Genomic DNA, 24342 nt, shown 5'->3' on the forward strand with positions numbered 1-24342 from the left:
GCACTCCCAGGCCGTACAGCATCGTCGCCAGGCCGCCGAATACCACCAGCAACATCAGGCAGCCCAAGTTCAACAGGGGCCCGGGCTCGGAGTGTTGCTGCGGTTCATCTGTCATGGCGTCCCCCAGCAACTCGTGGTTGGCGTGCCGAATCTAGCCGTTGCGGAGGAGGCTCCCCATTTCAGCATGTCTCCGAGCAGTGCGCCTTGTCCCTCGTGCCGATCTAGGACACCTTGCAGATGCCGTCCCTGATGACCGTGGCTTGATGTTGTCCTCGGTCAGGGCGACGGGGGACACAAGCTGGGAAGGATGTTCGTGTCCGTAGGGTGTCGACCCTCGTCGCGGGTGAGGAAGTCGCACCTGATGTCACTTCCCTCCATGGGAGTTGACGTCGTGTCACACGAGTGGTTCCACCAGCTCACAGGCCCAGGGTGTGAGCTTGCGGTTCGGACTGCGAACCGGCCGCGGCCTGTGTCGGTGCGCCGACTGCGTGCAGGCGTCTCGGCAGGGGGGCTGGTGGCCTGGACCAGGTGCTCCCGATCAGATCCGTTAGCGAACGAGATTGGCCCTCTCGACGTGCTGGCCTCAGGGGGCACGAGCCGCTTCTCGGGACCTAACGGTGTTGTCGGCTATTGAAGGTCGGGGCGAGAACCGTGTGGCTGAGGGCCCGGGGTGCTGACTTGGGATGGTGGTTCGGCCGCTGGTGAACGCCGATCCTCCGACAGGACCCGCCCGCATATCCTCCGGACATGGTTGATCAACGCTCGGTCGACGTTGGCGGGCTCCGGCTGGCCTATCAGATCTCGGGTCCGCCGGATGCTCCGCCGCTCGTCCTGTTGCACGCGCTGGGCGAGGATGCCACCGACTGGGAGGCGGTCGTGCCCGTCCTCGCCCGGAGTCGACGGGCGTATGCCCTCGATCTTCGCGGTCACGGCCGAAGCGACTGGCCGGGGGACTACTCGCTCGAACTCATGCAGGCCGATGTGCTCCGGTTCATGGACACACTGGGACTTGGCCCAGTGGATCTGATCGGGCACTCCATGGGCGGAATCGTGGCCTACCTGCTCGCACAGCACCATCCGCAGCGGGTGAGCCGGCTCATCCTGGAGGACGTTCCCATCCCGCGTCCCCGCGAGCAGACCCCCCCGACCAGGCCGGACGGCGCCCTGACCTTCGACTGGGAGATGGTGCTGGCAGTCAGGCGGCAGATCGATGTGCCTGACCCCAGATGGCTGGAGCGACTCAGCCAGATCACCGCCAAGACCCTCGTGCTCGCAGGCGGCCCACACAGCCATGTTCCCCAGGACGGCGTCGCCGAGCTGGCCCGCCGCATCCCCGGCGGGCGATTGGTCACCATCCCAGTCGGACACCTGATCCACCACGCAGCGCCGGAGGCGTTCACCGAGGCGGTTTCGGCGTTCCTGCAGGAGAACCTCCATCCTGCCCGCCAACCATGAGCACGGTCACAGGCCGTGACGTGTGAACGGCCGCACGGTTCTTCGAGTGTGACCAAGAAGTGGGCCCGGTGTTGTCCCATCCTGCCTTCACAGGCGTCTCGCGTGCACACCTCGGCAGTTTGATCGAGGAGTTGGCCGGGCCGTGGCAGGCCCAGCGGGAATCGGCAGTGCATCAGCGGCGAGGAGGGAAGCGTCACCGTGCCTCGGAGGCGGGCCGCAAGCACGAACTGGTGCTCACCGACCGGGTGCTGGTCGCACTGGTCCACCTGCGTACCCAGCTCCCGCACCCCGCGCTCGCCGAGCTGTACAGGGTCGGCCGCTCCACCGTCACCGAAGCCATCGGCGAGATCCGCCCGCTGCTCGCCGGTCTGGAGGAGGGTAGTGCGGACTTCGGCGCCGTCCAGGGTGTGCCGGGGGGAAGGTCGAGCGGACGGTGGCGGAGGCGGGCGGCGTACGGGGGATGACCGGGTGGGGATCGATGCCGCGGGCAAGGTCGGCGGCCAGGCGGCCGGCCCGGCCGCCCAGGAGGCGAAAACTCGTCAACGAGCTGGTCGAGGCAACCGACGACAAATAGCTGACCAAGACCATCGCCCGCTACGGACGCGTCGACCTGCTCTGCATCGATGAACTTGGCTACCTCGAACTCGACCGTCGCGGAGCCGAGATGCTGTTCCGGGCTCTGACCGAACGCGAGGAGAAAAACAGCGTGGCCATCGCCTCGAACGAGTCGGTCGGAGGCTGGACGAAGACCTTCACCGACCCACGGCTCTGCGCGGCCATCGTCGACCTCACCTTCAACGGCACGATCATCGAGACCGGCACCGAGTCCTACCGCCTTGCCCGGACCAAAGCCAAGCAGCAAGGTTCGGACAAATGATCCACCGTCATGTCCGCCACATCCTCAACTGCCGCTTGAGGAAGCTGCCGCAGTACGCAGAGCTGCCGAAGCCGATCCCACAATCGCCTCGCCGTGACCGAAGCATGCCACTTCCGCATCCAGCCGGCTCAAGGCCCGCAAGGATTCCAGTGCACGAGAGCGGTCGGTGTTGAACACGCCGACCATGGTCTTGCCTCCCACGTTCGCTGCAGCGTCGCCCAGGAAGAGCACCCCGAAGGCAGGGAGATGAAACGCAGTGCTGCCCGGAGTATGACCTGGCGCAGCCACCACGCGAGCCCCGCCACCGAAGGGAAGCACATCTTGATCACCCACCTCGTGGTCCACCGGCACCGGAGGTGCCGGTGGCAGCTTCGGCTTGCTCTCGAACAAGGCACGTTCCCAGGCCGGAGCATCCGTGAAGACCGGTGACGGAGCCGGTGACTCCCCACGGATCACCCCGGCGTCCAAACGGTGCGCGAACACCTCGACCCCACCCCACTCGGCGATCTCGGCAGCACCGCCAGCATGGTCCTCATGAAAGTGGGTGAGCACGATACGCCGCAGGTCCCCGGGCTTCGAGCCCATGCTCAAGATGGCATCGGCGACTGCCGGACCGGCCCCCGCAACCCCAGAATCGATCAACGTGACCCCGTCCGCGTCACGCCACAGATACGCCTGCCCGACCTCGAACCGGAGCATATGCAGTTCCGGCAACAGCTCAACGATCTCCATACGAACAACCTAGGCACCGTCGAAGCCGTGCACTCTCCGCTTCGCCGTCAGCAGATAACAACGTGCCCGGTCACAAGCTCCGTTGACAACCGCCAACTGGGGCCAGCCCGGCCCGGAACCCGGGGCCCCCCGCGGCCATCAGCTCTGCCAGCCGGATCATCTGCGCGGTGCGCTCACGGTGGGCGGCGTCGGCGTCGGCCTGGCTCATCGTGACGGCGCGTCGTCCGACCTCTTCCGCGAGTTCGGGGAAGTCGCGCACCTCATCGCTGGCACCGAAACCGACCCCGAGCCCGAGCCCGAGACCAGCGGTGATGCCGGGCTGCGGCCTTCCTGCACGGCCCCGCCCGGCTCTTCGCCACCGTCGCGACCCCCGACGCGACGGATGACGACCACGACGACCAGGTGCACGACGAAGCCGAGGTGGAAGCCCGATGACCGTGATGGACGCCGCCCTGCGGGAGTCGCTCAAGGCCCTGCGACTGTCCGGCATGTTGGAGACCCTCGACGCTCGCCTCGCCCAGGCCCACGGAGGCGAGCTCGGCCACCTCGACTTCCTCCAGATGTCTGTCAGGACGAGATCACCCGCCGGGAGACCGTCGCGTTCCAACGGCGTTTGCAGCGGGCTGGGTTCGAGCAGCAGGTCACCCTGGAGGAGTTCGACATCACACCGCCTCCTCGAAACTGCCCGCCGCCCAGATCCGCGACCTGGGAGCCCTGCGCTGGCTCCACGCCGGCGAATCGGTCATCCTCTTCGGCCCCGTCGGCGTCGGCAAGACCCACATCGCCCAGGCCCTCGGCCACCTCGCCGTCCGCCAGTGCGCCCACGTCCGCTTCGCCAAGACCAGCCGCATCCTCGCCGACCTCGCCGGCGGCCACGCGGACCGCACATGGGAGGAACGCGTCCACGAACTCGTGCGCCCCGACGTCCTCATCCTCGACGACTTCGCCGTGCGCCAGCTGTCCGCGGCCCAGGCCGACGACCTCTACGAACTCGTCTCCGAGCGGCAGGGACGGTCTCTGATCATCACGAGCAACAGGGCGCCCAGCGACTGGTATCCCCTCTTCCCCAACCCCGTCGTCGCCGAGTCCCTCCTGGACCGGCTCATCAACACCAGCCATCAGGTGATCACGAACGGACCCAGCTACCGCCCGAACAAGCGGCCCAGGAACCACCCCACCGACAAGACCAAATAGGAAAAACCCGTGGACGTCGTCGGGATACTTGGCAGTAGAGGCGGTCGCTGGCGGTCCTTCATCCGGAGGCGGCGTTTCGGCAATCAGTTTGGATGGCAGTGCCTAAAAGCGCTCCGCAGTGAACGCGCGCTTGCCGGCCGCGGCCCCCATCGTGGCCGATGGGGCGCCGGTGGAGTGGGGACCTGCGTCTGTGCGGCGTGTCGCGGTTGCCCACGAAATCCGGTGGAGTCTCAGCGGCCGGAAGTGGTTGGGTCCTGCTCAATGCTTCGCTGACACGGCCCGGCACAGTGCGAGGCGCAAGGTCCGAATCTCAGGCGCGGTCTGGCCCGCGGTGTCGTCGAGTGATGGAGGTTATCGCGGTGGCTGGTTATGAGGCGCTTTCCGACGTGTACGAGTGGCTGATCGGGGACGACAGGTTGACCCCCGCCAAGGCAGCCGCGGTTTACTACAGCGATGTCGTGGGCTCTCTGCCGCCCAACGCGCGCGTCCTCGACTGCGCGTGTGGAACCGGCCAGCTCGCCGTCGGTCTCGCGAGTCTTGGCCTTGACGTGGTCGCCGCAGACGCCAGTGATGGGATGGTTCGCCGGACCGAGAAGGTCGCCGACGAGCAGGGTGTCTCGCTTCGAGCCCTCCGCGCGAGTTGGGACGAGCTGCCCGACCACCTGGAGGACTCCACGTTCGATCTGGTGTTCTGTGTCGGCAATTCGCTCGGGCACGCTGAGGGCGCAGCCGGGCGCCTGACCGCACTGGACGCGATGTCGCGGCTGCTGAATCCGGGCGGACGCCTTGTGCTCCACTCACGCAACTGGGAGCTCGTGCGCTCCGCCGGCTCACGGGTAGACGTCCGCGATCGACTCATCCGCCGTAACGACCGCGATGCGGTCGTCAGCTACTACTGGCAGATCGAGCAGCGCTGGGAGCAGGAACACTTCCTCGAGATCGCGGTCGCCCAGATCGAGCCGGATGGGGCGGTGCGAGCCTGCTCGGAGCGGTTGTCCATCTGGCCCTACCGGTACGAGGACCTCGTGGCGCAGTTGCGGAGCGTTGGGCTCACGGTGCAGTCCACCACCTTCGACCCCGAGAGCGATGGATACCTGGTGGTCGCCAGCCGCGATTAGGCGCGAGGCACGTCTGAGCCGGCGCGCTGATCCGCCTTTCGTCGTCGTTGCCGACCTGCCAGCTCGCGACCGCCTGCAGCGGGTTCTTCGCGAAGTGTTCAGCGCTTGAAGCGGTTGCTGCGGGTGCGGTCCTCACCTTGCATCTGACCTGCTCAAGCTGAGGCTGGAAACAGCTCACGGTCTGCCTCACCGTCAGCTCACGTCAGTAGCTGGGGAATTACGTGAACTTCCGCCTGGGGAGTTTCGCGATCGTCCACAAAGAAGCTCCCAGCAGGTCCGGCTGCCGCGGCATCCACGTCCCGGCCACGCCCAGGCGCGGCCGTTCTTACGGGTGCGCGGAAGTCCGGTGCGCGGTCCGTGCGGCCGGCCCCGTGGTCACGGCTCATCCGGAGGGAAGGCCGAACAGGTCGGCGTGGTGCCTGTTCATGTGCTCGCTCAATTCCGCGGGAAGGCAGGAGACCAAGGCCTCCACGATCGGGCGGGCGTGCGACCCTAACCGGTCGCGGTCCCGGTCAACCAGGTCGGACAGCAGGGGCAGCAGGCGCCGACCCACCGTGACGTCCGGCCCGGCGGTGTCGAGTCCGGCGGCAACGCGCGCGTACAACTGCCTGACCTCCTCGTCCGGTAGTGCCGACCCGGCGTCCAGCCATAGCCGCAGCAAGTCGTGCACGACGGAGGTCGCGGGGCGGCCCCCGCCACCGTTGAAGGTGGTCACCAGCGGCCCCAGCGACTCCAGCAGCGGCTGGGCGACCTGGAGCAGCACGCCCTCGGTCGTCCCGGCGGCGAGACGGGCCTTGTGCCACATGTCGTCCCAGTAGGCGACGTGCCAGGTCACGTCCCCTGCCTCGCGCGGCGTTACCTGGTACATCCAGTGGGCGTCGACGACTTCGGGGCGTGCGGTGTCGTCCTCCTGCCGCAGGCAGATACGCAGGTCCCGGCCCGCGGCGTCCCTGACGTGACTGACGTTCAGGGCCAGGGCGAAGTCCGCCCACTCCACTTCCGGGAGCGAGGCGCGCCACAGCAGTGTGTGGGCGTGCCAGGCCTCACCGGGGTCGTCCTCAGCAGGGAACAGGGTTGCCGCCGTCGTCTCGCTGGTCAGCAGGACGACCAGCATGACGAGGTTCGCGCTGTAGATGCCGTGCCGCGAGGAGACACGCATGCGGCGCGGGCTGTACGTCGGGTACGACCGCTTGTCCCCCCGCTCCTCCCGGCCCCGCTCCCAGTGCACCCGCACCACCAGGTCGGCGATCCGCTCCCGCTCCTCCGCCGAGAGCCGGGCGACGCACGCGTGCGCGAATCTCAGCATCTGCCGTGAGAACAGGGGCGCGAACGACACCAAGGCGTAGAGGAGGTCGTCGTCCAGGGGCTCCGCGCTCCGCAGCAGGGCAGGCCGATGGCCGAGGAGCCGTACCAGTTGCTGGACCGCCAGGCGCACGGCGAGGTACTCGCCGAACGTGGCGTGCAGGAACTCGTAGCTGGACAGCCGCTCCCCGTCCCGGATGGACTGGGCCCGCTGCACGAAGAAGAACCGGCCGAGCGCAGCCTCGGCCTGGTCCAGCGGCTTGCGGAAGCTGTCCGACCGCTCCTCCGACTGCCCGTAGATGGCTTGGAGGTCGTCCTGCAGTTCCTTGCTGGACACCCATTGGCGCCTGCGGTTGAGCATGGAGAAGGCCACGATCGACAACCGCTGCAACTCGCTCTCGACGCGCTCGTCGACCTGGCTGTCCCACAGGGTGTCCCCGGCGCTCTTGCGCACCTCACGCCGCGCGAACGAGATCAGCAGAGCCTCGTAGAGTTCGGCCTCGTCCAGGGGACGGCCGTCCTCGCCCTGGAAGTCGTTTCCGGCGCCGTGGAAGAGAGCGAGCATGGTCAGCAGCAGGGGCTGTTCGGCCAGTCTGCGGTGCGGTGCCAGCAACTCCCAGCTGAGGGTGGATATTCCACGGGCGACGAGGCTGCGGGCATTGCGGTTGTTCCACTGCTGGATCCACACCCTGATCTGGTCCGGCTGGAAGGGTTCGAGCCGGAGGGCGACCGTGCCGGGCGGATGCTGGGCCCGGTCCGCGACCGCGGTCCGGCTGGTCACCAACGCCAGTACGGGCCTGCCTTGTTCGCGCTCCCTCTCCTGGAAGCGGGCGACGCGTGTGAGGAAGTCGCTCTGCCGCACTCCGGTGGTCTGCAGGAGTTCGTCGAAGCCGTCCAGCAGCAGGACGGGGACTGCCGTACCGGCCGAACGGACCAGTTCCGGCCAGCCGACCCGCTCCCCCGTCGCGTCGCGCACGGCCTGCTCCAGTTGGTCCTGGAGGTCGTGGTCGGCCCGCACGTCGCGCAGCGCCACCCGGACGGGCAGGAAGCCCGTGGCGGGCAGCCGGGCCGCAAGGATCAGGGTGAGGACGGACTTGCCCGCGCCCGGCTGCCCGAGCACCAGCAGCGGAACGTCCCAGAGACCCGGTGAGGTGAGGGCGCCGGCCAGGTAGTCCGTCAGGTCGCTGCGCACCGGTACCCCGGCCCACCACTCCTCGTCGGCGGGGTTGTCGTGGTCGCCGACGGCGCGCACCTTGAAGTCGGGGTCCAGGTAGACCTCGTCCAGGGTGGGCATGCGCATGCCTTCGGGAGGCGAGTCAGCGGCGAGGATGCGGCGGCCGAGCGCCGCCTGGTGGGCGCGTGCCAGTGCCTGCGCCGCATGCTCCGGGGGGTGGCTCAGAGCGGCGGAGGACGCCAGGACCTGTTCCAGTTGCGCGAGCGCCCGGCGCAGTTCGGCCCTCGTCGCCTGGTGCTCCAGCTGACCGGTCCAGTAGAGGAACTCCGGGGCCTCCTGGACGAGTCGGCGGTACAGCTCCTCGTACCGCTCCACCGCACGGCGCGGCAGTCTCTGGTGCACGATGTCCGTGGCTGTCTGCCTTTCACGGCTCGGCAGCCGGGCCCACAGGTCGAGTCCCTCCAGGAAGCGCGTGATGCGGCCGCCCAGGGACTCGTACCACTGCCCGAGCGCGACGAGGGTGTCCTCGTAGGGGAGATGCGGGGCCGGACAGGGTGCATCGACCTGAGCCAGAGTCTGTGCCAGCCCCTCCGGTGCGGGCGGCCGGCCGGTCACGAGCCGCATCTGTTCCCGGCGAGTGAGGCGTACGTCGTCCCAAGAGAAAGGGAGCTCAGTCTCCTGGAGCACTTCGAAGAATGCCAGCACGACGATGACCGTATGGGCCGCCTCCAGCAGCCGGGTGCGCGCCGCGCGCCCGTCGGCGCCGCGCAGGCGGTCCCCCAGGCTCCGGGTCGCCGCCCGACCCAGCCCCAGGATGCGTCCGCGTTCGCCCAGCATGCCGAGCACCTCGCCGCTCAGGCCGCCTGTGGCCAGGTTCAGCGCGCCACCGACCGCCCGGTCCACGGAGGCCGTCGCGGGTGGATCCTGCCCGAGGAGCGCCAGCGCGTCCCCGAACGAAAGCAACCTGCGCGACACCGCCGCACCCCCGTGATCGCCCGCGCACCCAAGGTCAGCATCGTGTCACGGCGGCCCCGGCGGAGTCAGCGGATCACCAACTTCCGTGCCGGGCGAGGGATTCGGCGCGAAACGGCTCCGGATGGGGCGAGCGTCCGGCTTTGCTCCCAGCCCTCTCGCGCGCGCCCGCCACAGCACCAGGAGCGGCTGAAGTGCGCGGCCCGCGTGGTGCGGTTGTTGCGCCGACCCGGACCGCGCCGCGTTCGCCAGGTGGTAGAACCGGGCATGACCTTCACGACGTCGGGTGTCGCCGCTGCCGGTGTCAAGGCCACGGGCAGCGTCACCTCCGCGCTGATCGGGCGTTACCGGCCCACGGGCGTCCCCCGGTTGGGCAGCAAGGAAGACCGGGCGGAGGCGTACCGGCGGCTGCTGGACGCCTCCACGCGCTCGTTCGGCTACGCCTACCAGTTCGCCCACCTGCGGCGCGAGGCCGGACGTGCGGCGGACAAGGTACTGCTGGGCCAGCTGCCCCAGTTGTGGGAGACAACCAGCGAACTCATGGGCGCGCTGCACGGCGTACGGCTGTGCGGCACTGTGCCCGTCTGGCTTTGTTCACGAGAAGCGACAGCAGATCTTCACCATTTCCGGAGGCGGTCACGAGGGCTGCGGCGTTCGCATCGTTCACGAGCTGCGGCAGCGCCATTGCCGATCCTCAGTGGCGGTACGCGGCTGTCGCGATCTTGATGAATGATCGGGTCAACGGGTTGGTGTCTCCTTCGTTACACACCGCCACCACTCGGCTCGGCGCCATGTCGATCAGCGGCACCACGGTGAACTCCGCGGGCAGGTCGTGTCCGAGCGGGGCCAGGCCGACCGTGCCGTTCCACAGCACAGCCTGCAGGCATTCCTGGACGGCGCGCACCACTGGTCCCTCCCGCGGCCTGCCACCGTTCCAGTACGACTGCCAGATGGGGTCTGTGCCCTGCGGGAACTGGAACCACCGGCGGTCGCGCAGCTCGGCCAGCCGCAGCTCATCGTGGCGGGCCAGCGGATCGTCGGCGCGCAGGACCACGCCGACCGGATCGGTCCGCAGCGCACGCACCGTCAGGGCGGTCTCGTCGAACGGTGCCCGGGTGAGGGCGACGTCGACCAGTCCAGCGCGCAGTCCGCACGTCGGGTCAGTCAGATCGGTGTCGCGGATGCGGATGTCGACTCCGGGGTGGTTTCGGCGGTAGGCCGCGGCAAGCCTGGCCACTCCCGGGTCGGTGCCGTCGCCCAAGATGCCGACGGTGATAGTCGCGACGCCGGCTGCTGCGCTCACACGCAACCGGACGCGGTCGGCGTGGTCGAGTAGGGCTCGCGCCTCGTCGAGCAGCAGCGCGCCCACTGGAGTGAGCGTGACGCCGGTGGTCGAGCGGGCGAAGAGCAGGGCCCCGACCTCGGCTTCCAACTGCTTGATCGCCCGGCTCAGCGGCGGCTGACTCATATGCAGTCGGGTGGCGGCCCGGCCGAAGTGGAGTTCCTCGGCGACCGCCACGAAGTAGCGCAAGGTCCGTAGCTCCACGCTGCAACGATACCCATGAGGTATCGGCTCTGCTGAATAGGTCTTGGACACCGGCGAGGTCCCGGAGGTGCACTCGTGACCATGACCGAAAAAGCGAAGACCAGAGAGCCGCAGGCCGACCCCGCCGTATCGGTGGTGGGTCCCCACGACGGCGAGACGATCGTACTGGGCGCCACGCGCATGCGCGTTCTGGAGGACGGCAGCCACACCGGGCACCGCCTCGCGATCGCCGAGTCCGTCCTCGCCCCGCACACGCAGGGCCCGCCGCAGCACCGCCATGGCCAACACGACGAGGGCTTCTATGTCCTCTCCGGCACCGTGCGGTTCACCGTCGGGTACGAAGACTACAACGCCGCCGCGGGGACGCTCGTCATGGTTCCGCCCGGCACCCCGCACACCTTCGCCAACCTGACCGACCAACCCGCCGTCATGCTCAGCACATTCACACCCGACCTGTATGTGCAGTACTTCCGAGACCTTCATGAGGTGCTCGCATCCGGACAGCCGCTGACGCCACAGGCCAACGTCGCCACAATGAGCCGCTACGCGACACAGCCCGCGACCGACCTCGCCTGAAGTCGGCGGGACGGAACGGCCCGGCCGCCCTCCTTTCGGCCTCTGGGGCCGTGGCGCTCCCGCCTTCGCGTTCCGAACCCGTCGGACGACGGACCGGCCGTCTCCAGGGGCTTTCCTGGCACTCGACGCAATCGACAGGACCCCGCGAACCGGGGCCCCGTGAACGGAAACCATGAACATCGCCTACTGGATCGTCGCGGGACTGCTCGCGCTCTTCTACTTCTACGCAGGCACGCTGAAGGTGATCCGCAGCCGCGATCAACTCCGACCGATGATGGCTTGGGTCGACCGTATTCCCCTGCCCGCCCTCAGGGCGCTGGGGGCGGTCGAAATACTCGGCGCGGCCGGTCTGGTCCTGCCACCGCTGACCGGTACCGCTCCTTGGCTGGCGTCGGCCGCAGCCCTCGGCTTCGTACTTCTGCAGACCGGTGCGATCGCCGTTCACCTGACCGGAGAAGATCGCCGGATCACACTCAATGTCGCACTCACCGCCACCGCGGCCGTGACCGTCTGGTTGGCCACCAGGCCGTGACCGTGGCTCAGTCCTCGACCGGCGGAGGCGACTGCTCGGCCAGCCGCCTCACGGCCGCTGTCACTTCTCATGAACATCGAACACGCCGCCGTCCACCGCGCTGCGCGGTGAGGCGTACATCTGCTGTCGAAACTCGTGAACAATGCCAGCCACCCCGTCACCCGACCGGTGGCCACTCTGAAAACGCTCACGGTCTACTTCTACAAGCCGTCCGGCGCCCGCGCCGCTGTGCACTCCTACACCAAGTCCGGCAACGACCGCGACGGCAACGGGCACATCACCTTCCACGGCTGACCACGAACCGGATGAGATAGAGGCGAGGGCCGGCTGCGGGGCACGCAGCCGGCCCTCAAGCCGTTCCGGTGCGGCCCGGGACGCTGCGCACACCGGGGCCCTGCGGTACGTCGGCAGTCCAGCCGTGCTCACCTGCACGCTGCCGGGCCTTCTGCACCATCGTGACCTCCACCGCGTATCGCGGGGCCGTAGATCATGCCTTCAACGCCCTGCCAGGTTACCCAGCGTTCTTCGGTTGGGGCGGCTGTGCCGCCCCAACCGAAGGCGCGCAGGATTCGCGGGTCAGGAGTAGTCGCCGCGTCCAGCCCTGCGCAGGATGTCGCGTTCCCGGCCGGTCTGGGTGTCGAGTGAGTCCTCGTGGTCGATGACGGTCGTGTCGTTGGCCGGCTGGGCTCGTACCTGGACCCCGTAGGTGTCTGTCGCCTTCACCAGGAGAGCGTCCTGGTGTGCGGCGGGCCAGCTCTGGATCAGGTACGACTCCACGGCTTCGGAACGGTGGAGGGCTGCGTGCAGGCTTGCGCCTGGTTCCTGACGGCTGTCTTGGCAGCCCCTGCCCGGACAGGTCTTCCGGGCTTGCGGCATCAATTCCAACGGCCGGCGGATTGTTCGGGAGGGCCACTGCGGCAACCAAACAATGGCGTGGGACGGTCTTTGCGAGAGTTGTCCGGGCTTCGTAGCCTGGCTCGCCGGCATGTGAGTGCCATTCAAGGGGGTGGGCCTGTGGCGGGGCGTCGTGAGGTGCCAGTGGCTCCGGGGGCGGGTCCAGTGCAGCAGTTCGCGTTCGTCGAGCACCACACCTCGTCGGCCATGCGGGCGTGCAGCGCGTCCGCCTCGTCGCGGGAGCGCAGCGCCACAATCGGCAGGTCCAGCTCGCGGGCTGCGCGGATCACCCGTACCGCGACAATTGAATGCGGTACGAGTGAATCGTTGATTGACACCTCCGGGGCAGATGCAAGTCAAACGACGGCATGCCCCAGGTGATCCCATTCCCGGCCAGGGCGACGATCCACGCGCGGAGACCCTTGTGTTCGGCAATGGCGCAAATTCGGCTTCAGCACGGCTTCACATCCCGACATGCTCTGGGTGCCCAAGCGCCAGCGCCGATCACCGGTCGAGCAGGCGTCGGCCATGGCGGAATGGGAGGAGTCTGCGCGGACTGAGGCTATTAAATGCAGCAGGGACATTCGGGTGTCGCGCCGGGGTGGGCCGCACCGAACGTTCGGCGCTTGCGGCCACACCCTTTCCCCCGGTACTCCGCCGGAGCCGGTTATCAGGTCCCGGCCGCGGTCAGCAGAAGGCAAACGGCAAACGGCAACGCTCCTTCGAGCGAACACGGCATTTTCGGCCGGGAAGCACTGCGCACTGTTGCGAGATCGACATTCAACGCCCTATTTCAGGAGCAGGTCATGAAGAGAACGCACCATCGCACCGGGGCACTTCTGGCCACGGTGTGCGGTTTCGCTCTGTGCCTCCCTGGCGTGGCCCACGCGGCCGACGCACCGACGCCACATCTCTTCGCCACGACGCTGGTGAACAAGACCGGCACCACGATCACGGTCACCGCCGGAGTCGGCCGGGGCAACACGATCAGCGTCTGGCAGTCGGGCAGCAACATCAGAATCAGAGACACCGGAGACACGGTCGCACCGTCCGGCGACTGCACCGCCATCAGCACGACCGAAGTCGCCTGCAGGGCCGCCGACACGACCGAACTGGTGGTCAACGCCGGCGACCAGGACGACACCGTCACCTCCTCGTTGGCGGCCCTCGGCGTCACCCTCATCGGCGGTGCCGGCAACGACAACCTCTACGGCGGATCCGCCAACGACACCCTCGAAGGCGACGAGGGATCCGACTTCCTTTCCGGCGTCGCAGGAAACGACACCCTGACCGGTGGAGCCGAGGCGGACAGGATCTTCGGCGGCTCCGGCAACGACTCCATCGAGGGACGCGGCGGCTCGGACATCGTGGACGGCGGTGCCGACAACGATGTGATCTACGGCGGCAGCGGCAACGAGCGCATCGTCGCTGGCGCCGGCAACGACTACGCCGAGGGCGGCAACGGCCGGGACACCATCGACACCGTGGACAACGTCAGCGGCAACGACTACGTCGAAGGCGGCGCTGACGTGGACGACTGCCGCGCCGACTTGGGAGACAACGTCAGCGGATGCCCCTGACCAGCGTGAGTGAGCAGCACGCCAGCACCCGTACACGGCGAGACAACACGAAAGGCGGGCACCGATGAGAACACGAGGTATCTGCACCACGGTGGTGGCCCTCGGCGCACTCACCTGCGCTCCGCTGACCGCCGCCTCCGCCGCGCCCGGTGCGGCCCCCGGCGGAAGCCTGGCGGACACCACGGTCGTGCAGGCGGTGGGCGACACCCTTAGCGTCACGGCCGCCCAGGGTGTGGCGAATGACATCACCATCCGGCGTCAGGGCAACGTTGTCGTGGTGACGGACGCGGGGGACACCGTGTCCGCCGTTGCCCCCTGTCAGTCGACGGGGACGCACACGGCGGAGTGTCCGCTGCCCGTCACATCGATACGGGTCAACGCCAACGACTCCGATGACAGCGTCAGCATCTCCCCGAACCTGGAAGCCGCCGGAACGGTGATCGGCGGTGCGGGTGACGACCGCCTCAACGGCGGTCCCCGGGCGGACCGGCTCGTCGGCGACGACCCGGATGCCACTGGCCTGCGGGCGACGCCGGGCAACGACACCATCAACGGTGGCCCCGGCAACGACACGATCTCCGGGCTGGCCGGCAACGACACCATCTACGGCAATGCCGGCAACGACACTCTCAACGGCGACGACGGCAACGACACACTCGAGGGTGCCCAGGGCAACGACACCCTCACCGGAGGCCGCGGCAACGACACGCACATCGGCGGCGAGGGAAGCGACACCCTCAACGCCGTGGACAACGTCATCGCCAACGACGGCCTCGATGGCGGCCTCGGTTTCGACACCTGCAACCGCGACACCGGCGATACGGCCGTCAACTGCCCCTGATCAACCACTCGTTTCCTCAGTACTGCGCTGCCCAATCGGGTGGAGGCGTCGCCGGACAGCCGTAGCGGCTGTCCGGCGGCAGGATGACAGCCGGTGATGAACGACTGCTAGGCCGTGTGTCGGAAGTCCCAGGTAGGAAGGTTCGGGGTTCGTCCGTAAGCCAGAATGCTCGGATGGTCATGGTTGAGACTCCCCGATGAGTCCTGCGTCGTTGGCGCGCGGATGACGTTGTGCCCATGGCAGCTGTCAATGCAGATCCCGAGGTGATGCGGTGGATCGGTGACGGCGGTGTCCGTGACGAACAGCAGACTCGCCGCGGCATCGAGGCAATGGAGCGTGAGTGGGACACGCGGGGCTTCAGCCTGTTCGCCGTGGAGATCCGCTCAACGAGGCCCCCGAGCAACGTGATTGAGAAGTTTCAAGACAGGCGCGGCTACATTGACAGCCCGGTGGCCGACCTCAGGTTGGCTTGCGCCACACAGAGATGTGCTTCGTGGAGTCCTGGGTGAACGGGGACCCGTCCCAGTCCGCGACGCGACTTTCCAGCTCGAGCCCGGCGATCCGTGCCATCAGGTCGAGCTCTGCCGGCCAGGCGTACCGGTGCCGGGAGTTGTCGCGGCGGTAGTGGCCGTCGTCGCCGTCGCGGGTGAGGTGGTGGGAGACGAGGATCTGCTCGACCAGGTCGAAGGTGTCGAAGCCGAGATGCTGCTCGGAGACATCGAACGGCACCGCGACCTGGCCGGGTGGCAGGAGCCGCAGCGGCGGCACACCCAGCTCGATGACGAATCGGCCGCCGGGCTCCAGATGCCGTGCGGCGTTGCGGAAGCACTCGACCTGCTCGTCCTGGGTGAGCAGGTTCGTGATGGTGTTGTAGACGAGATAGACCAGGGTGAACTCACCGGGAACGACGGTGGTGGCCATGTCCCCGATGACCACCGGGAGCCTGTCCTCGTCGATTTTGCGCCGCAGCACCGCTGCCATGTGCTCGGACAGTTCGATGCCCACTACCGGCACGCCGCGTTCCCGGAGCGGGACTCCCACTCGTCCGGTTCCGATGGCGAACTCCAGTGCCCGGCCTTCTCCGGCGAGGTCGGTGAGGAAGGCGAGAGTCGGTCCGAGAACGGCAGCCGAGGACATTTCGGTTTCCTCGGCGTCGTAGCGGTCGGCGGTCGCACGGGTCCACAGCTCACTGCTCGTCACGGAGGGCCACTCTGCAGGGTGCCGAGGGGCGCTGTCGACGCATTTACGTTCTCCGCGGCGCAGCGTGCACCGCGCACAAGGTCGCGCCAGGCATCCGGCAGGCCGTTGTCAGGAACTACGCTGACATCCCCTTCCCACAGGCCAGGGAGCAGCGTGCCGCCGTCCTCGCCTACCGGATAACCAAGTACAACCCCGCCGACCGCGATGAGCGTGGACACTACAACGGCGCTGAGGACACGGTGAGCGACACTGGCAGCACATGCTCACCCGGCTCCCGGACCTCACCAGCCACCGAAAGCCCCTCAGCGACGACCGCAGGCGCCTGGCCGTCAGCGCCTACATGTGGACCCTCGTCACCGAAGGCGATCCCGACTTCGCACCCTGCCCACCGCACCTCTCCCCCGACCCGGCACTACGCGCCGTCTGGACCAGGGAGCGACACAACGTGTTCCACCGGCACCGCACAACTGATCACCAGCCCTACTGGAGGAACTTTGATCTCCGACTACCAGCGGCGTCTGCGAGAGCAGTTTCTGTCCGTCCCTGTCGTTGCGCCGCCTGTCCCGTGGCACGCGGTCCCGAACGGGCTCATCCCTATCGGTGGCCTGCTCGGCGTCGGCTTCGCTCTCGCTCCCGACGATGGCCGCGACCTGGTCATGGTTGTCTCCGTCGACGGCCACGGGCTCTTCGACACCGTCACCGGCGAGAGGATCGCCCGGGACCGTGACCCTGACCCCGACGGCAGCACCCCGGACGCAGTGCCAGATCTCTCCTGCCCAGGGCTCGGCCCCATCGCCTCGAGCCGAGTACGCATCGCGGGACTCTTCGGAGGCGGCCTGCACACCACCACCGAGGACGGCTGGACCCTGGAGGTCGTCAGCCCCGAGTGGCCGCACGACCGCGTCCTGCTGTCCGCTGACGGAGGCATCCCCCACAACGGACCGCACGGCGAAAGCTGGTGGCACATCTTCGACTCCAACTACTCCGAACTGCGAGCCGCCGGCTTCTCGCCGTCCGGACGCACCCTCGCCGTCGCCACCAGCAGCGACCTAACCCTCTGGACCCGCCAGGCGCCTGACGTCGAACGCTCGGCCGGCCGACTCGGCCGCTCACCGGCCAACTGAAGCGCTCAGTCACATCGACAACCACCCACAACGCCGTCAGTGACAACCAGCCTGCCTATGTGACACCTACCTGGCATCCGCTGAACTGCGGCTTCAGTCGGGCGAAGCACAGTGGTTGTCACCGATACGGCGCGTTACGTGTCACCAGCAGACCCCGGCGTGATCAACGTGGTGAACGCGCTGCCGCAGGTCGTGGCGCCCGCCCCTGCCGCGCCGATCGTGACGTACCTGGGCGGCTATCGGGTGCCGTACCCTGGTGGTGGCCGTGATCGGCGTGGCGGAGGCGGTGCTGGTGGGGCGGATCACAGGGGTGGACTGACCCGGCGCAGTGACCGTCACAGGGCTCCGGCGTCCCGGGCCGTCCAGACGCTCGGGTAGATCGGCCGGAAGCCGAGCTCCCGGCGGATCCGCTGGTTGGACATGATCCCGAACCACGGGTCGGGGTCCGTGAGCTCGTGGAGCCCGGCGGGCACCTCGACGCCGTTGAGCTGGTACAGCTCGACCGTCGTGACGGGGGCGTCATCGGCGATGTTGTAGATCCGGCCGGCGATGCCCGGCGCGTACAGCAGGCGCATCAGGCCCTGGGCGACGTCCGCGTGGTGGGCCATCTGCAGGCGCTGGTGCGGCGCCCAACGGGCGGCCCAGTGCAAGGAGTCGGCGAGGTGCGGGTCGCCCTCGCCGTAGACGAAGGGGAGCCGCCCGATGCGTACGTCCAGGCTCTTGAGCGCGAGCAGTTCGCGCTCGGCCTCGGCCTTGGACTCGGGGTAGGCGCCCCACATCTCGCCGCCCGGCCGGCTCTCGTCCGCCTCGGTCAGCGGGCGGCCCCGTCCGACGCCGTACACATTGTTCGTGCTGACTTGGACGAACCGCTCCACGCCGGAGGCCTGCGCGGCGCGGCCGAGGGCTACCGCGGCGTCCCGGTTGACGGCCCACGCCTCCTCGTCGGGCACCCCGCGGAAGGATGCGGCGACGTTCACGACGGCGTGCACGCCGGCGAGCGCCTTACCGAGTGTCTCCTCGCCGCGCATGTCTCCTACGGCGACCTGGGCGCCCAGCTCCGCGAAGCGCTCGCCGCGGGCCGCGTCCCGTACCAGGACCCGCACCTGCTCGCCCGGCTGCCGCTGGGCCAGCAGCCTCGGCACGAAGCGGCGTCCGATCTGTCCCGTTGTACCGGTCACCAAGGTCAGCATGATGTGCTCCTCACGCACTGTGTCGCCTTTCGTCGGTGACCAGCCTCGGTGGATGCGGGGACGACCGGGAGAGACCTCTTCATCAGGGGATCGAGAGTCCCTGGATAAGCCGGCCGGCGTCCCACACCCTGGAGGGGTGAACCGAGCCGAACTCGCCGACTTCCTGCGCCGTGCTCGCGCCCGCCTGGACCCCTCCGACGTGGGTCTCACAGCCGGAGTCCGGCGCCGTACGCCGGGGCTGCGCCGCGAGGAGGTGGCCCAGCTGGCCGGCATGTCCGTGGATTACTACACGCGGCTGGAACAGTCCCGGGGCCCGCGCCCGTCCCGCCAGATGCTCACCGCACTGGCCCGCGCCCTGCGCCTGACGGAGGACGAACGCGACCACCTCTTCCACCTCACCGGTGAAGAGCCGCCGCGCCGGGAGGCGACCAGCACGCACGTGCGCCCGGGCCTGCTCCTGGTGCTGGACCGGCTGCACGACACCCCGGCGATGGTGGTGACCGACTGCGGCGAGGTCCTGGCCCAGAACGCGCTGTCGCGGGCGCTCAGCGGAGACGTGCTCGCCCGCCCGCCCCGAGGACGCAACATGATCCGCCGCTTCTTCCTGGACCCGGCGGTCCAGGAGCTGTTCCCGCCCGAGGACCGCCCGGAGCGCGCCCGCGAGCAGGTCGCCGGCCTGCGAGCGGTGGCCTCGGCCCGCCCCACGGACCCCGAACCCGCCTCCCTCGTCGCCGAACTGCGCGCCGCGAGCGAGGAGTTCGCCCACCTCTGGGACGAACACGAGGTCGCCGTACGCCGCGCCGCCACAAAACGCTTCCGGCACCCTGCGATCGGCATCCTCGAACTCGACTGCGAGATCCTCGTCAACTCCGACCACAACCAGCAACTCGTCATCCACACGGCCCGCCCGGGCACGGAGTCGTCCGAGCGCTTGCAGTTGCTGCGGGTGGTGGGCTTGCAGGACCTGACGCCGACGAGCTCCTGACCGCGTGCGCGCCCAGGGCATGGTTCCACTCGCCGTGGAAGGTGTGTCGGGTCAGCGGCAGGCTGCCATCTCCGCGTCGCCGACACCCATGCCGGTGGGATATCGGTGTCCAGCCGGGCCTTCACGCGCAGTCCGGTGCGGGTGGTGGTCGCGGCGATCGATTCGAGGATGACTTCGTGGCTGGTCAGCGGGCGGCCGCGCCAGTTCATGGTGATGTGCGGGAAGAGCCGGTGCTCGATCTTGTTCCACTTCGAGGTGCCCGGCGGCAGATGGCAGACCGTGATGGTCAGGCCGGTCTCGGCGGCCAGGCGGGCGAGGTAAAGTTTCCAGGCCCGGGTGTTCAGGTGCCTCTATCGACTCGGCCCTGCTCGGCGGTGGCAGCGAGAATCGCACCGATGCCTTTGAACGGAACATTGTGGGGAACGCTCCGGCCCAGTCCCGCTGGATCCTGGCTCGGACGTGGCTCCTGGCGGATCTGCATCCCTTCCACCCGGGGTGGCGGCCGTTCAACGCATGGAAGGTGGTGGGGCGATGACCCCTGAGGAGCAGGATCTGATCATGGACCTGGCGGTCGGACTGGGTGACGGTCCGACGCGCACGCTCGACGAGGTGCTCGCCCACTTCGGCGAGTCCGACGGTGGGGCCCTGGCGCTCCGGCTGTTCCAGGATGCCATGGAGCGCCAGGACGCCGACGACGTCGAGATGGCGCTGATCGTTCATGGCGCCGCCGACGCCTCGGTCGAGGAGTTCCTGGAGCTGTTGATAGAGCTGTTCCCTGCCGAATGGCACAGGGGCCACGAGGACATCGTGTCCATGCTGGGCACGCTCCACTCGCCCAGGACGGTGCCGACGCTGGTCTTGGCGACTCGCTGGGTTCCCGAGCACCTGGACTTCGACGACTGCCGGGCGCTCGCGGTGAAGGCGATCTGGGCGCTCGGCGGCATTCCCGGCCCGGAGGCCCGGGAAGCCCTCGAGGGCTTGCGCGACGCCGAAAACGAGATCATCCGTGAGAACGCGGTGAAGCAGCTCGCACGCCGGCGGCGAGCAGCGACTGGGTGAAGATCCCGGCCAGGGCATCCAGGTGCCGGGCCCGGAACCTGGATATCGACCGGTAATCCGGGGCGGCCCGGCGGCCAGGTAGTGGAAGGCCACATGTCGTCCACGCACCGGCGCTCGATCGCCCGCGACGAGCGCCCCCGGTTGTGTCGGGACCACGTCCAGGATCTCGGACCAACTCGGCGACGAACCGCGGCATGTGGTCCTGCGGCAACCACTCATCCAGCGACGGCGGTAGCGACATCATCTGATCGGGACGAACACCCGGAACGTCTTCTTCGCCGGCACCATCGGCGCGGTCTGCGGCTCCGCCACCACCGCCGCAACTACCTCGAACAGGCCACCTCCACCCGACATACCAGGATTCCTCCATATGGAAGGTGACGAACAGGAGGCGGCGTCGGGCTCAACTGCCCACTTGACCGCCAATGTCCGCGGCCAGCGCCGCGTAGATGTACTCGCTGCCCCAGCGATCCCCGTCGAGGTCGTTCTCGACCAGGTGCGCCTCCCGACGCATCCCGAGGCGTTCACAGACCCGCACAGACCCGGCGTTCTCCACATCCAGCCGTGCGTAGAGCCGGTGCGCGCCCAGCCTGTCGAAGGCAAACCGGGCCAGCGCCTTGGCCGCCTCCGTCGCATAGCCGTGCCCCTGGTGACGTGGGTCGAGAGTCCAGCCGATCTCGGCCTGGGCGGCGCGGGCATTGGCCAGGGTGAGTGTCACCTCGCCAAGGACTCCTGGCTCATCGCGTCGGCACACAGCAAGCGCCAGCTTGTCCCCGTCGGCGCGCCAAACCGAGTGCGCCGCGCGCTCGGCCGCAACCTGCTCACTGCGCTCCCGCGTGTGCGCCGGCCGGTACAAGTAGCGCGCCACGCTCGGCAGGCTCTGGTAGGCGTACAGGTCTTCGGCGTCGCCGGGAGTGAACAGACGCAGCGACAACCGGGGCGTGATCAGCGGCAGCAGCGAGGTGACGTCCATACGGACCTCCGGGATGCGGATATGGATCAAGATGCGGAACTGATCGTCGCATCACGACTGACGGGCAGCCACGCCTTTTACAGCAGCGCCCGACAGCCCCACTCCACCACGAGGCGCGGCACCAGGAGGCGTCTCCAAGAGGTACTCGCCAACCGGCTGCACGACGAAGGAGACGACCCATGGGTCCGTGGAACCAATGGCTTTCTCCAGGTGGCCTGACCTCACGCGGCTACCTCGTCTGCCGCGCCGACCAGGGCGTCCTCACCAACCAGACACGCCTGCGTCCGCAGCCCGATGCTCTGATCCGACCGCGCTTAGCGCGGCCGACTGGTCGAGATCCGAGACAACCTGGTCGACCGCGTCACCGAGGCCGAACGAGGGGGCTGGCTCGGCGAGGTCGAGGGACTGAGGGTCAGCCTCGCCGGCGCCGAGGGCGAGATCGCCCAGCTCGGCCCTCGCGACCCTGCTCAGGGTTCGCTCCTGACCAGAGCGAGAACGTTGGCTTCTCGACGTTGTCGGCGTCTCTCTCTTGCCGTTGCTTGCTGCACGGGGCTTGCCGCAAGGCAGCGGGGCGTTGCTTTGTTCCACTGCTCCAGAGCAAGCGGGTTCAGCAGGCCAGGGAACCGCCACGGAACGATGCCGGGATGCGGCAATTTTCGCCATGTCTCTGACAAAATGAGCCAACGTGCTCTCACCTGGCAGGTTGTCCAACTGCCGTTCATTCACGGGCAACCAGCGACAGACACCCTCCTCTGGCTTGTTGATCACCACAAGCCCCAGGGGAGAAGATGAGAAGATCTGGTCTGTACGCGGCTTTCATGGCGATGGCAATCAGCGTGCTGCCCTCGGCGTGGACCGTATCCGCCGCCCATGCGGTACCTGCACCACTCACTGATCCTGCCCAGGCGGACGCCCTGACAGCGGAGCTCGGCCCCAACCGCACTGCCGGTGTCTACCGCCAAGACGGGCGTCTCGTCTTTGCCGTGACCGACCAAGCCGCCGCAGCATCCGTCCGTGAAGCAGGCGGAACGGCAAAGGTCGTCGCCCACAGCACGGCGGCGCTCACCTCAGCACAAAACGATCTCGACGAGTTGGCAGGCATTCCGAACACCTCGTGGGGTGCCAATCCCAGCAGCAACCAGGTGGTCGTCAAGATATACGACGGCGTATCGGCCGCCGACCGGGAGCGGATCAACGAGGTGGCCGCGGCTCATGGTGACGCCGTGCGCGTCGAGCGGCACTCCGGCAGGATCGAGCAAACCGCCTACGAGATGCGCGGCGGCCTCGGTATCGAGTCCAGCCAAGGCACCCTCTGCAGTGCGGCGTTCAGCGTCACTCCGAACGACGGCGACCTCAGCACCGGGCAGCGGTACCTGCTCACCGCCGGACACTGCGTGGTTGGCGGTAATACCACCTGGCATCGATGGAGCGGCGGCATTTCACTGGGAAGCGTGACCGACTGGTCCTACGAGCCCGGCGACTGGGCCGTGATCAAGTACACCAATCCCGATGTCGCCGCCGACGGCATGGTCCAGTACAAGGATGGAACGGCGTCGCAGATCACAGGTTCTCGCTGGGTCGTGGACAACGAGAAGGTCAAGCGTGTGGGGACCATGAGCCAGGACCTTGATGGCATGGTGCTCAATCCCAGCGTGACCGTGAACTATGACACAGGCGCGACTCTCCACAACATGATCGAAAGCAGCCTTTGCAACGTCCGCGGCGACAGTGGAGGAGCCATGTTCACGGGCACGACGGCACTGGGCATCACGTCCGGTGGCAACTACGTCGACGAACCCTGCGGCGACACTGATTCCCAGGCGGACCGGTCATCGTTCTACCACCCGGTGCAGCAAGTGCTCATCACCCACGATCTCGCCGCCTACTAGCGGCCTCTGTCTGCCCTCGTCCTGAAGAGAAGACAGGCCGGCTCGGTCCTACGCGCGCCGTTTCACATTGATGCCTTTCCTCCGGGAGGAACCATGCAAACGAGTGCCAAGAACGCCGTCCGGCCACTGCTCATCCTCGCCCTGCTCACTGTGGTCTGCGCAACCACAGCCAGCTGCGCCGATGACAAGGCAGACAAGCGTGGCACACTGGCGCCGGAGACAGACCCGGCACCAGCACGGACGGCCCGGGCCCACGCCGTCGCCAAAGCCTGGGACGGCTCGAGCGCCGCTGCGGCATGGCGCAACGGCTACTACCCGATGGGGGAAACGGTCCAACTCCCTGAGACGGGACTGCACAACAAAGCCGACCAGCAGGCCTTCGAGTCGCAGAACTTCGTGCTGCAGGGGGACCTGCCCGAGGGCGCGCCCAAGAACGTCGAAGTGACTTGGTCGAGCGGAGGCTCGATCAAGCTCCCACTCCTGGAGGCCAGGACAGCGTTCGAGGCCATGGACCGCAACGGCGCCGAACAGCCGCGTCTGGTGGTGACGGGGGCGAAGCTCGGCGAGATGACTGTGCCCACCAGCCGTGGGAAAGCCACGGTCCCAGCCTGGCTGTTCACCGTGCAGGGCTACGACACACCGCTCAGGCGCACAGCTGTGGCCCCCTCGAAACTTCCCGATCCGCCGATCACATCGGCGCGGCAGTTGTCCGCCAGGGAGTTGGAACCGCTGCGAGGCCTGTCCAGGATCGCCGAGGACGGCCGCTCCGTCACCGTGACGGCCAACCAGGGCTCCTGCGATAACGGCTCCGCCATAGACGTGTGGGAAACAAGCGGCAGCGTGGTGCTGTCGGCGTATCTCGTCGACTCGAGCGACGGCCCATGCAGCAGTGAGCTGCGGGCCCGGTCCGTAACGGTGAAGCTCGACCGGCCGGTGGGCGACCGTGTACTTCTGGACGCCTACACAGGTCGGCCGGTTCCCTACAGGGAACCCAACGGGCCATCGCCGAGCTGAGTTGCTTCACCACACAGGCTGCGCTGCTGGCGCATGCCTGGTTCCCGAACCGCAGAGTTGGCAGCCAGCCGTTGAAGTCCGTTCAGCCGAGGGTGTCCACCACTCAGGGGGAGGC

22 protein-coding genes and 5 pseudogenes are annotated in these 24342 nt (G+C 68.0%); 17 read left to right on the plus strand and 10 right to left on the minus strand.

Annotated features, from left to right (window positions below):
- The first annotated feature begins 747 nt into the window (after window positions 1–747).
- From IE212_RS27170 to IE212_RS27180, 3 genes and pseudogenes are all read left to right on the plus strand, one after another.
- Window positions 748–1455, plus strand: a complete 708-nt coding sequence (locus tag IE212_RS27170) for an alpha/beta fold hydrolase (RefSeq protein ID WP_190200609.1) — start codon at window positions 748–750, stop codon at window positions 1453–1455.
- A 167-nt stretch (window positions 1456–1622) separates the two neighbouring features.
- On the plus strand, window positions 1623–1919 hold the full coding sequence (locus tag IE212_RS27175; RefSeq protein WP_190200610.1) for a transposase family protein: 297 nt from the start codon (window positions 1623–1625) through the stop codon (window positions 1917–1919).
- Between the two features lie 68 nt (window positions 1920–1987).
- Window positions 1988–2332, plus strand: a pseudogene (locus tag IE212_RS27180) (ATP-binding protein); the annotation flags it as partial.
- Between the two features lie 24 nt (window positions 2333–2356).
- Here the strand turns inward: IE212_RS27180 and IE212_RS27185 are convergent.
- Complete coding sequence (locus IE212_RS27185) at window positions 2357–3064, minus strand: MBL fold metallo-hydrolase (protein ID WP_190200611.1); 708 nt, start codon at window positions 3062–3064, stop codon at window positions 2357–2359.
- Between the two features lie 431 nt (window positions 3065–3495).
- Between IE212_RS27185 and istB the strand changes: the two are divergent.
- Window positions 3496–4258 (plus strand): annotated as a pseudogene (gene istB, locus IE212_RS35755) (IS21-like element helper ATPase IstB).
- Window positions 4259–4602: 344 nt separating this feature from the next.
- A complete protein-coding gene (locus IE212_RS27195) occupies window positions 4603–5376 on the plus strand; it encodes a class I SAM-dependent methyltransferase (protein WP_190200612.1) in 774 nt (257 codons plus the stop codon).
- 382 nt (window positions 5377–5758) lie between these two features.
- Here IE212_RS27195 and IE212_RS27200 read toward each other — a convergent pair whose 3' ends face one another.
- Window positions 5759–8827 carry an NACHT domain-containing protein gene (locus IE212_RS27200; RefSeq protein WP_190200613.1) on the minus strand — a complete coding sequence of 1023 codons (3069 nt, stop codon included), beginning with the start codon at window positions 8825–8827 and terminating at the stop codon, window positions 5759–5761.
- Between the two features lie 264 nt (window positions 8828–9091).
- On the opposite strand from IE212_RS27200, the gene IE212_RS27205 reads away from it, so the two are divergent.
- Window positions 9092–9550, plus strand: a complete 459-nt coding sequence (locus IE212_RS27205; protein WP_229864606.1) for a hypothetical protein — start codon at window positions 9092–9094, stop codon at window positions 9548–9550.
- Here the strand turns inward: IE212_RS27205 and IE212_RS27210 are convergent.
- Entirely contained in the window at window positions 9519–10370 is an 852-nt protein-coding gene (locus tag IE212_RS27210) for a LysR family transcriptional regulator (protein ID WP_229864607.1), read from the minus strand. The genes IE212_RS27205 and IE212_RS27210 overlap by 32 nt on opposite strands.
- A gap of 81 nt (window positions 10371–10451) precedes the next feature.
- Between IE212_RS27210 and IE212_RS27215 the strand changes: the two genes are divergently transcribed.
- The 3 genes and pseudogenes from IE212_RS27215 to IE212_RS27225 form a co-directional block, all read left to right on the plus strand.
- Entirely contained in the window at window positions 10452–10946 is a 495-nt protein-coding gene (locus tag IE212_RS27215) for a cupin domain-containing protein (RefSeq protein ID WP_190200614.1), read from the plus strand.
- A gap of 172 nt (window positions 10947–11118) precedes the next feature.
- The gene (locus IE212_RS27220; protein ID WP_190200615.1) at window positions 11119–11478 is read left to right on the plus strand and encodes a DoxX family protein; all 360 of its coding nucleotides are present in this window, start codon (window positions 11119–11121) and stop codon (window positions 11476–11478) included.
- 189 nt (window positions 11479–11667) lie between these two features.
- A pseudogene (locus IE212_RS27225) lies at window positions 11668–11772 on the plus strand (lamin tail domain-containing protein); the annotation flags it as partial.
- Window positions 11773–12054: 282 nt separating this feature from the next.
- Here IE212_RS27225 and IE212_RS27230 read toward each other — a convergent pair.
- Window positions 12055–12255 (minus strand): hypothetical protein, encoded by a 201-nt coding sequence (locus tag IE212_RS27230; protein WP_229864608.1) that lies wholly within the window; start codon window positions 12253–12255, stop codon window positions 12055–12057.
- Between the two features lie 221 nt (window positions 12256–12476).
- Entirely contained in the window at window positions 12477–12710 is a 234-nt protein-coding gene (locus IE212_RS35680; RefSeq protein ID WP_190200616.1) for a biotin carboxylase N-terminal domain-containing protein, read from the minus strand.
- Between the two features lie 468 nt (window positions 12711–13178).
- Between IE212_RS35680 and IE212_RS27240 the strand changes: the two genes are divergently transcribed.
- The 3 genes from IE212_RS27240 to IE212_RS35135 all read left to right on the plus strand — a co-directional run bounded on the left by IE212_RS27240 (window position 13179) and on the right by IE212_RS35135 (window position 15302).
- Entirely contained in the window at window positions 13179–13952 is a 774-nt protein-coding gene (locus IE212_RS27240) for a calcium-binding protein (protein WP_190200617.1), read from the plus strand.
- Between the two features lie 64 nt (window positions 13953–14016).
- Entirely contained in the window at window positions 14017–14793 is a 777-nt protein-coding gene (locus IE212_RS35465) for a calcium-binding protein (RefSeq protein ID WP_190200618.1), read from the plus strand.
- 203 nt (window positions 14794–14996) lie between these two features.
- Window positions 14997–15302 carry a GNAT family N-acetyltransferase gene (locus IE212_RS35135; protein ID WP_268250801.1) on the plus strand — a complete coding sequence of 102 codons (306 nt, stop codon included), beginning with the start codon at window positions 14997–14999 and terminating at the stop codon, window positions 15300–15302.
- Here the strand turns inward: IE212_RS35135 and IE212_RS27255 are convergent.
- Window positions 15253–15993, minus strand: a complete 741-nt coding sequence (locus IE212_RS27255) for a class I SAM-dependent DNA methyltransferase (RefSeq protein WP_190200619.1) — start codon at window positions 15991–15993, stop codon at window positions 15253–15255. The genes IE212_RS35135 and IE212_RS27255 overlap by 50 nt on opposite strands.
- 494 nt (window positions 15994–16487) lie before the next feature.
- Here IE212_RS27255 and IE212_RS27260 point away from each other — a divergent pair, with 494 nt between their 5' ends.
- Entirely contained in the window at window positions 16488–17117 is a 630-nt protein-coding gene (locus tag IE212_RS27260; protein ID WP_190200620.1) for a hypothetical protein, read from the plus strand.
- 335 nt (window positions 17118–17452) lie between these two features.
- Here the strand turns inward: IE212_RS27260 and IE212_RS27265 are convergent, their stop codons facing one another.
- A complete protein-coding gene (locus IE212_RS27265) occupies window positions 17453–18307 on the minus strand; it encodes an NAD-dependent epimerase/dehydratase family protein (RefSeq protein WP_190200621.1) in 855 nt (284 codons plus the stop codon).
- A gap of 136 nt (window positions 18308–18443) precedes the next feature.
- On the opposite strand from IE212_RS27265, the gene IE212_RS27270 reads away from it, so the two are divergent.
- Complete coding sequence (locus tag IE212_RS27270; protein WP_190200622.1) at window positions 18444–19292, plus strand: helix-turn-helix transcriptional regulator; 849 nt, start codon at window positions 18444–18446, stop codon at window positions 19290–19292.
- Here IE212_RS27270 and IE212_RS27275 read toward each other — a convergent pair.
- A pseudogene (locus IE212_RS27275) lies at window positions 19198–19630 on the minus strand (ISAzo13-like element transposase-related protein); the annotation flags it as partial. The gene IE212_RS27270 and the pseudogene IE212_RS27275 overlap by 95 nt on opposite strands.
- Before the next feature lie 193 nt (window positions 19631–19823).
- Here IE212_RS27275 and IE212_RS27280 point away from each other — a divergent pair.
- Window positions 19824–20351 carry a hypothetical protein gene (locus tag IE212_RS27280; protein WP_190200623.1) on the plus strand — a complete coding sequence of 176 codons (528 nt, stop codon included), beginning with the start codon at window positions 19824–19826 and terminating at the stop codon, window positions 20349–20351.
- Here the strand turns inward: IE212_RS27280 and IE212_RS35145 are convergent.
- Window positions 20329–20595 (minus strand): annotated as a pseudogene (locus IE212_RS35145) (transposase); the annotation flags it as partial. The gene IE212_RS27280 and the pseudogene IE212_RS35145 sit on opposite strands and share 23 nt — an antisense overlap.
- Before the next feature lie 159 nt (window positions 20596–20754).
- Window positions 20755–21324: a GNAT family N-acetyltransferase gene (locus IE212_RS27285; protein WP_190200624.1), complete on the minus strand. Its 570-nt coding sequence runs from the start codon at window positions 21322–21324 to the stop codon at window positions 20755–20757.
- Between the two features lie 818 nt (window positions 21325–22142).
- Between IE212_RS27285 and IE212_RS27290 the strand changes: the two genes are divergently transcribed.
- The gene (locus tag IE212_RS27290; RefSeq protein WP_190200625.1) at window positions 22143–23213 is read left to right on the plus strand and encodes a S1 family peptidase; all 1071 of its coding nucleotides are present in this window, start codon (window positions 22143–22145) and stop codon (window positions 23211–23213) included.
- A gap of 93 nt (window positions 23214–23306) precedes the next feature.
- Window positions 23307–24227 carry a hypothetical protein gene (locus IE212_RS27295; RefSeq protein ID WP_190200626.1) on the plus strand — a complete coding sequence of 307 codons (921 nt, stop codon included), beginning with the start codon at window positions 23307–23309 and terminating at the stop codon, window positions 24225–24227.
- Window positions 24228–24342 lie beyond the last annotated feature (115 nt).

The organism is Streptomyces djakartensis, assembly GCF_014651075.1.
Taxonomy (GTDB): domain Bacteria; phylum Actinomycetota; class Actinomycetes; order Streptomycetales; family Streptomycetaceae; genus Streptomyces; species Streptomyces djakartensis.

Coding starts and splice junctions, on each gene's coding strand:
- IE212_RS27170 (WP_190200609.1), top strand. CDS start 748: ATGGTTGATCAACGCTCGGTCGACGTTGGCGGGCTCCGGCTGGCCTAT.
- IE212_RS27185 (WP_190200611.1), bottom strand. CDS start 3,064: ATGGAGATCGTTGAGCTGTTGCCGGAACTGCATATGCTCCGGTTCGAG.
- IE212_RS27195 (WP_190200612.1), top strand. CDS start 4,603: ATGGAGGTTATCGCGGTGGCTGGTTATGAGGCGCTTTCCGACGTGTAC.
- IE212_RS27205 (WP_229864606.1), top strand. CDS start 9,092: ATGACCTTCACGACGTCGGGTGTCGCCGCTGCCGGTGTCAAGGCCACG.
- IE212_RS27215 (WP_190200614.1), top strand. CDS start 10,452: ATGACCGAAAAAGCGAAGACCAGAGAGCCGCAGGCCGACCCCGCCGTA.
- IE212_RS27220 (WP_190200615.1), top strand. CDS start 11,119: ATGAACATCGCCTACTGGATCGTCGCGGGACTGCTCGCGCTCTTCTAC.
- IE212_RS27240 (WP_190200617.1), top strand. CDS start 13,179: ATGAAGAGAACGCACCATCGCACCGGGGCACTTCTGGCCACGGTGTGC.
- IE212_RS35465 (WP_190200618.1), top strand. CDS start 14,017: ATGAGAACACGAGGTATCTGCACCACGGTGGTGGCCCTCGGCGCACTC.
- IE212_RS27265 (WP_190200621.1), bottom strand. CDS start 18,307: ATGCTGACCTTGGTGACCGGTACAACGGGACAGATCGGACGCCGCTTC.
- IE212_RS27280 (WP_190200623.1), top strand. CDS start 19,824: ATGACCCCTGAGGAGCAGGATCTGATCATGGACCTGGCGGTCGGACTG.
- IE212_RS27285 (WP_190200624.1), bottom strand. CDS start 21,324: ATGGACGTCACCTCGCTGCTGCCGCTGATCACGCCCCGGTTGTCGCTG.
- IE212_RS27290 (WP_190200625.1), top strand. CDS start 22,143: ATGGCGATGGCAATCAGCGTGCTGCCCTCGGCGTGGACCGTATCCGCC.
- IE212_RS27295 (WP_190200626.1), top strand. CDS start 23,307: ATGCAAACGAGTGCCAAGAACGCCGTCCGGCCACTGCTCATCCTCGCC.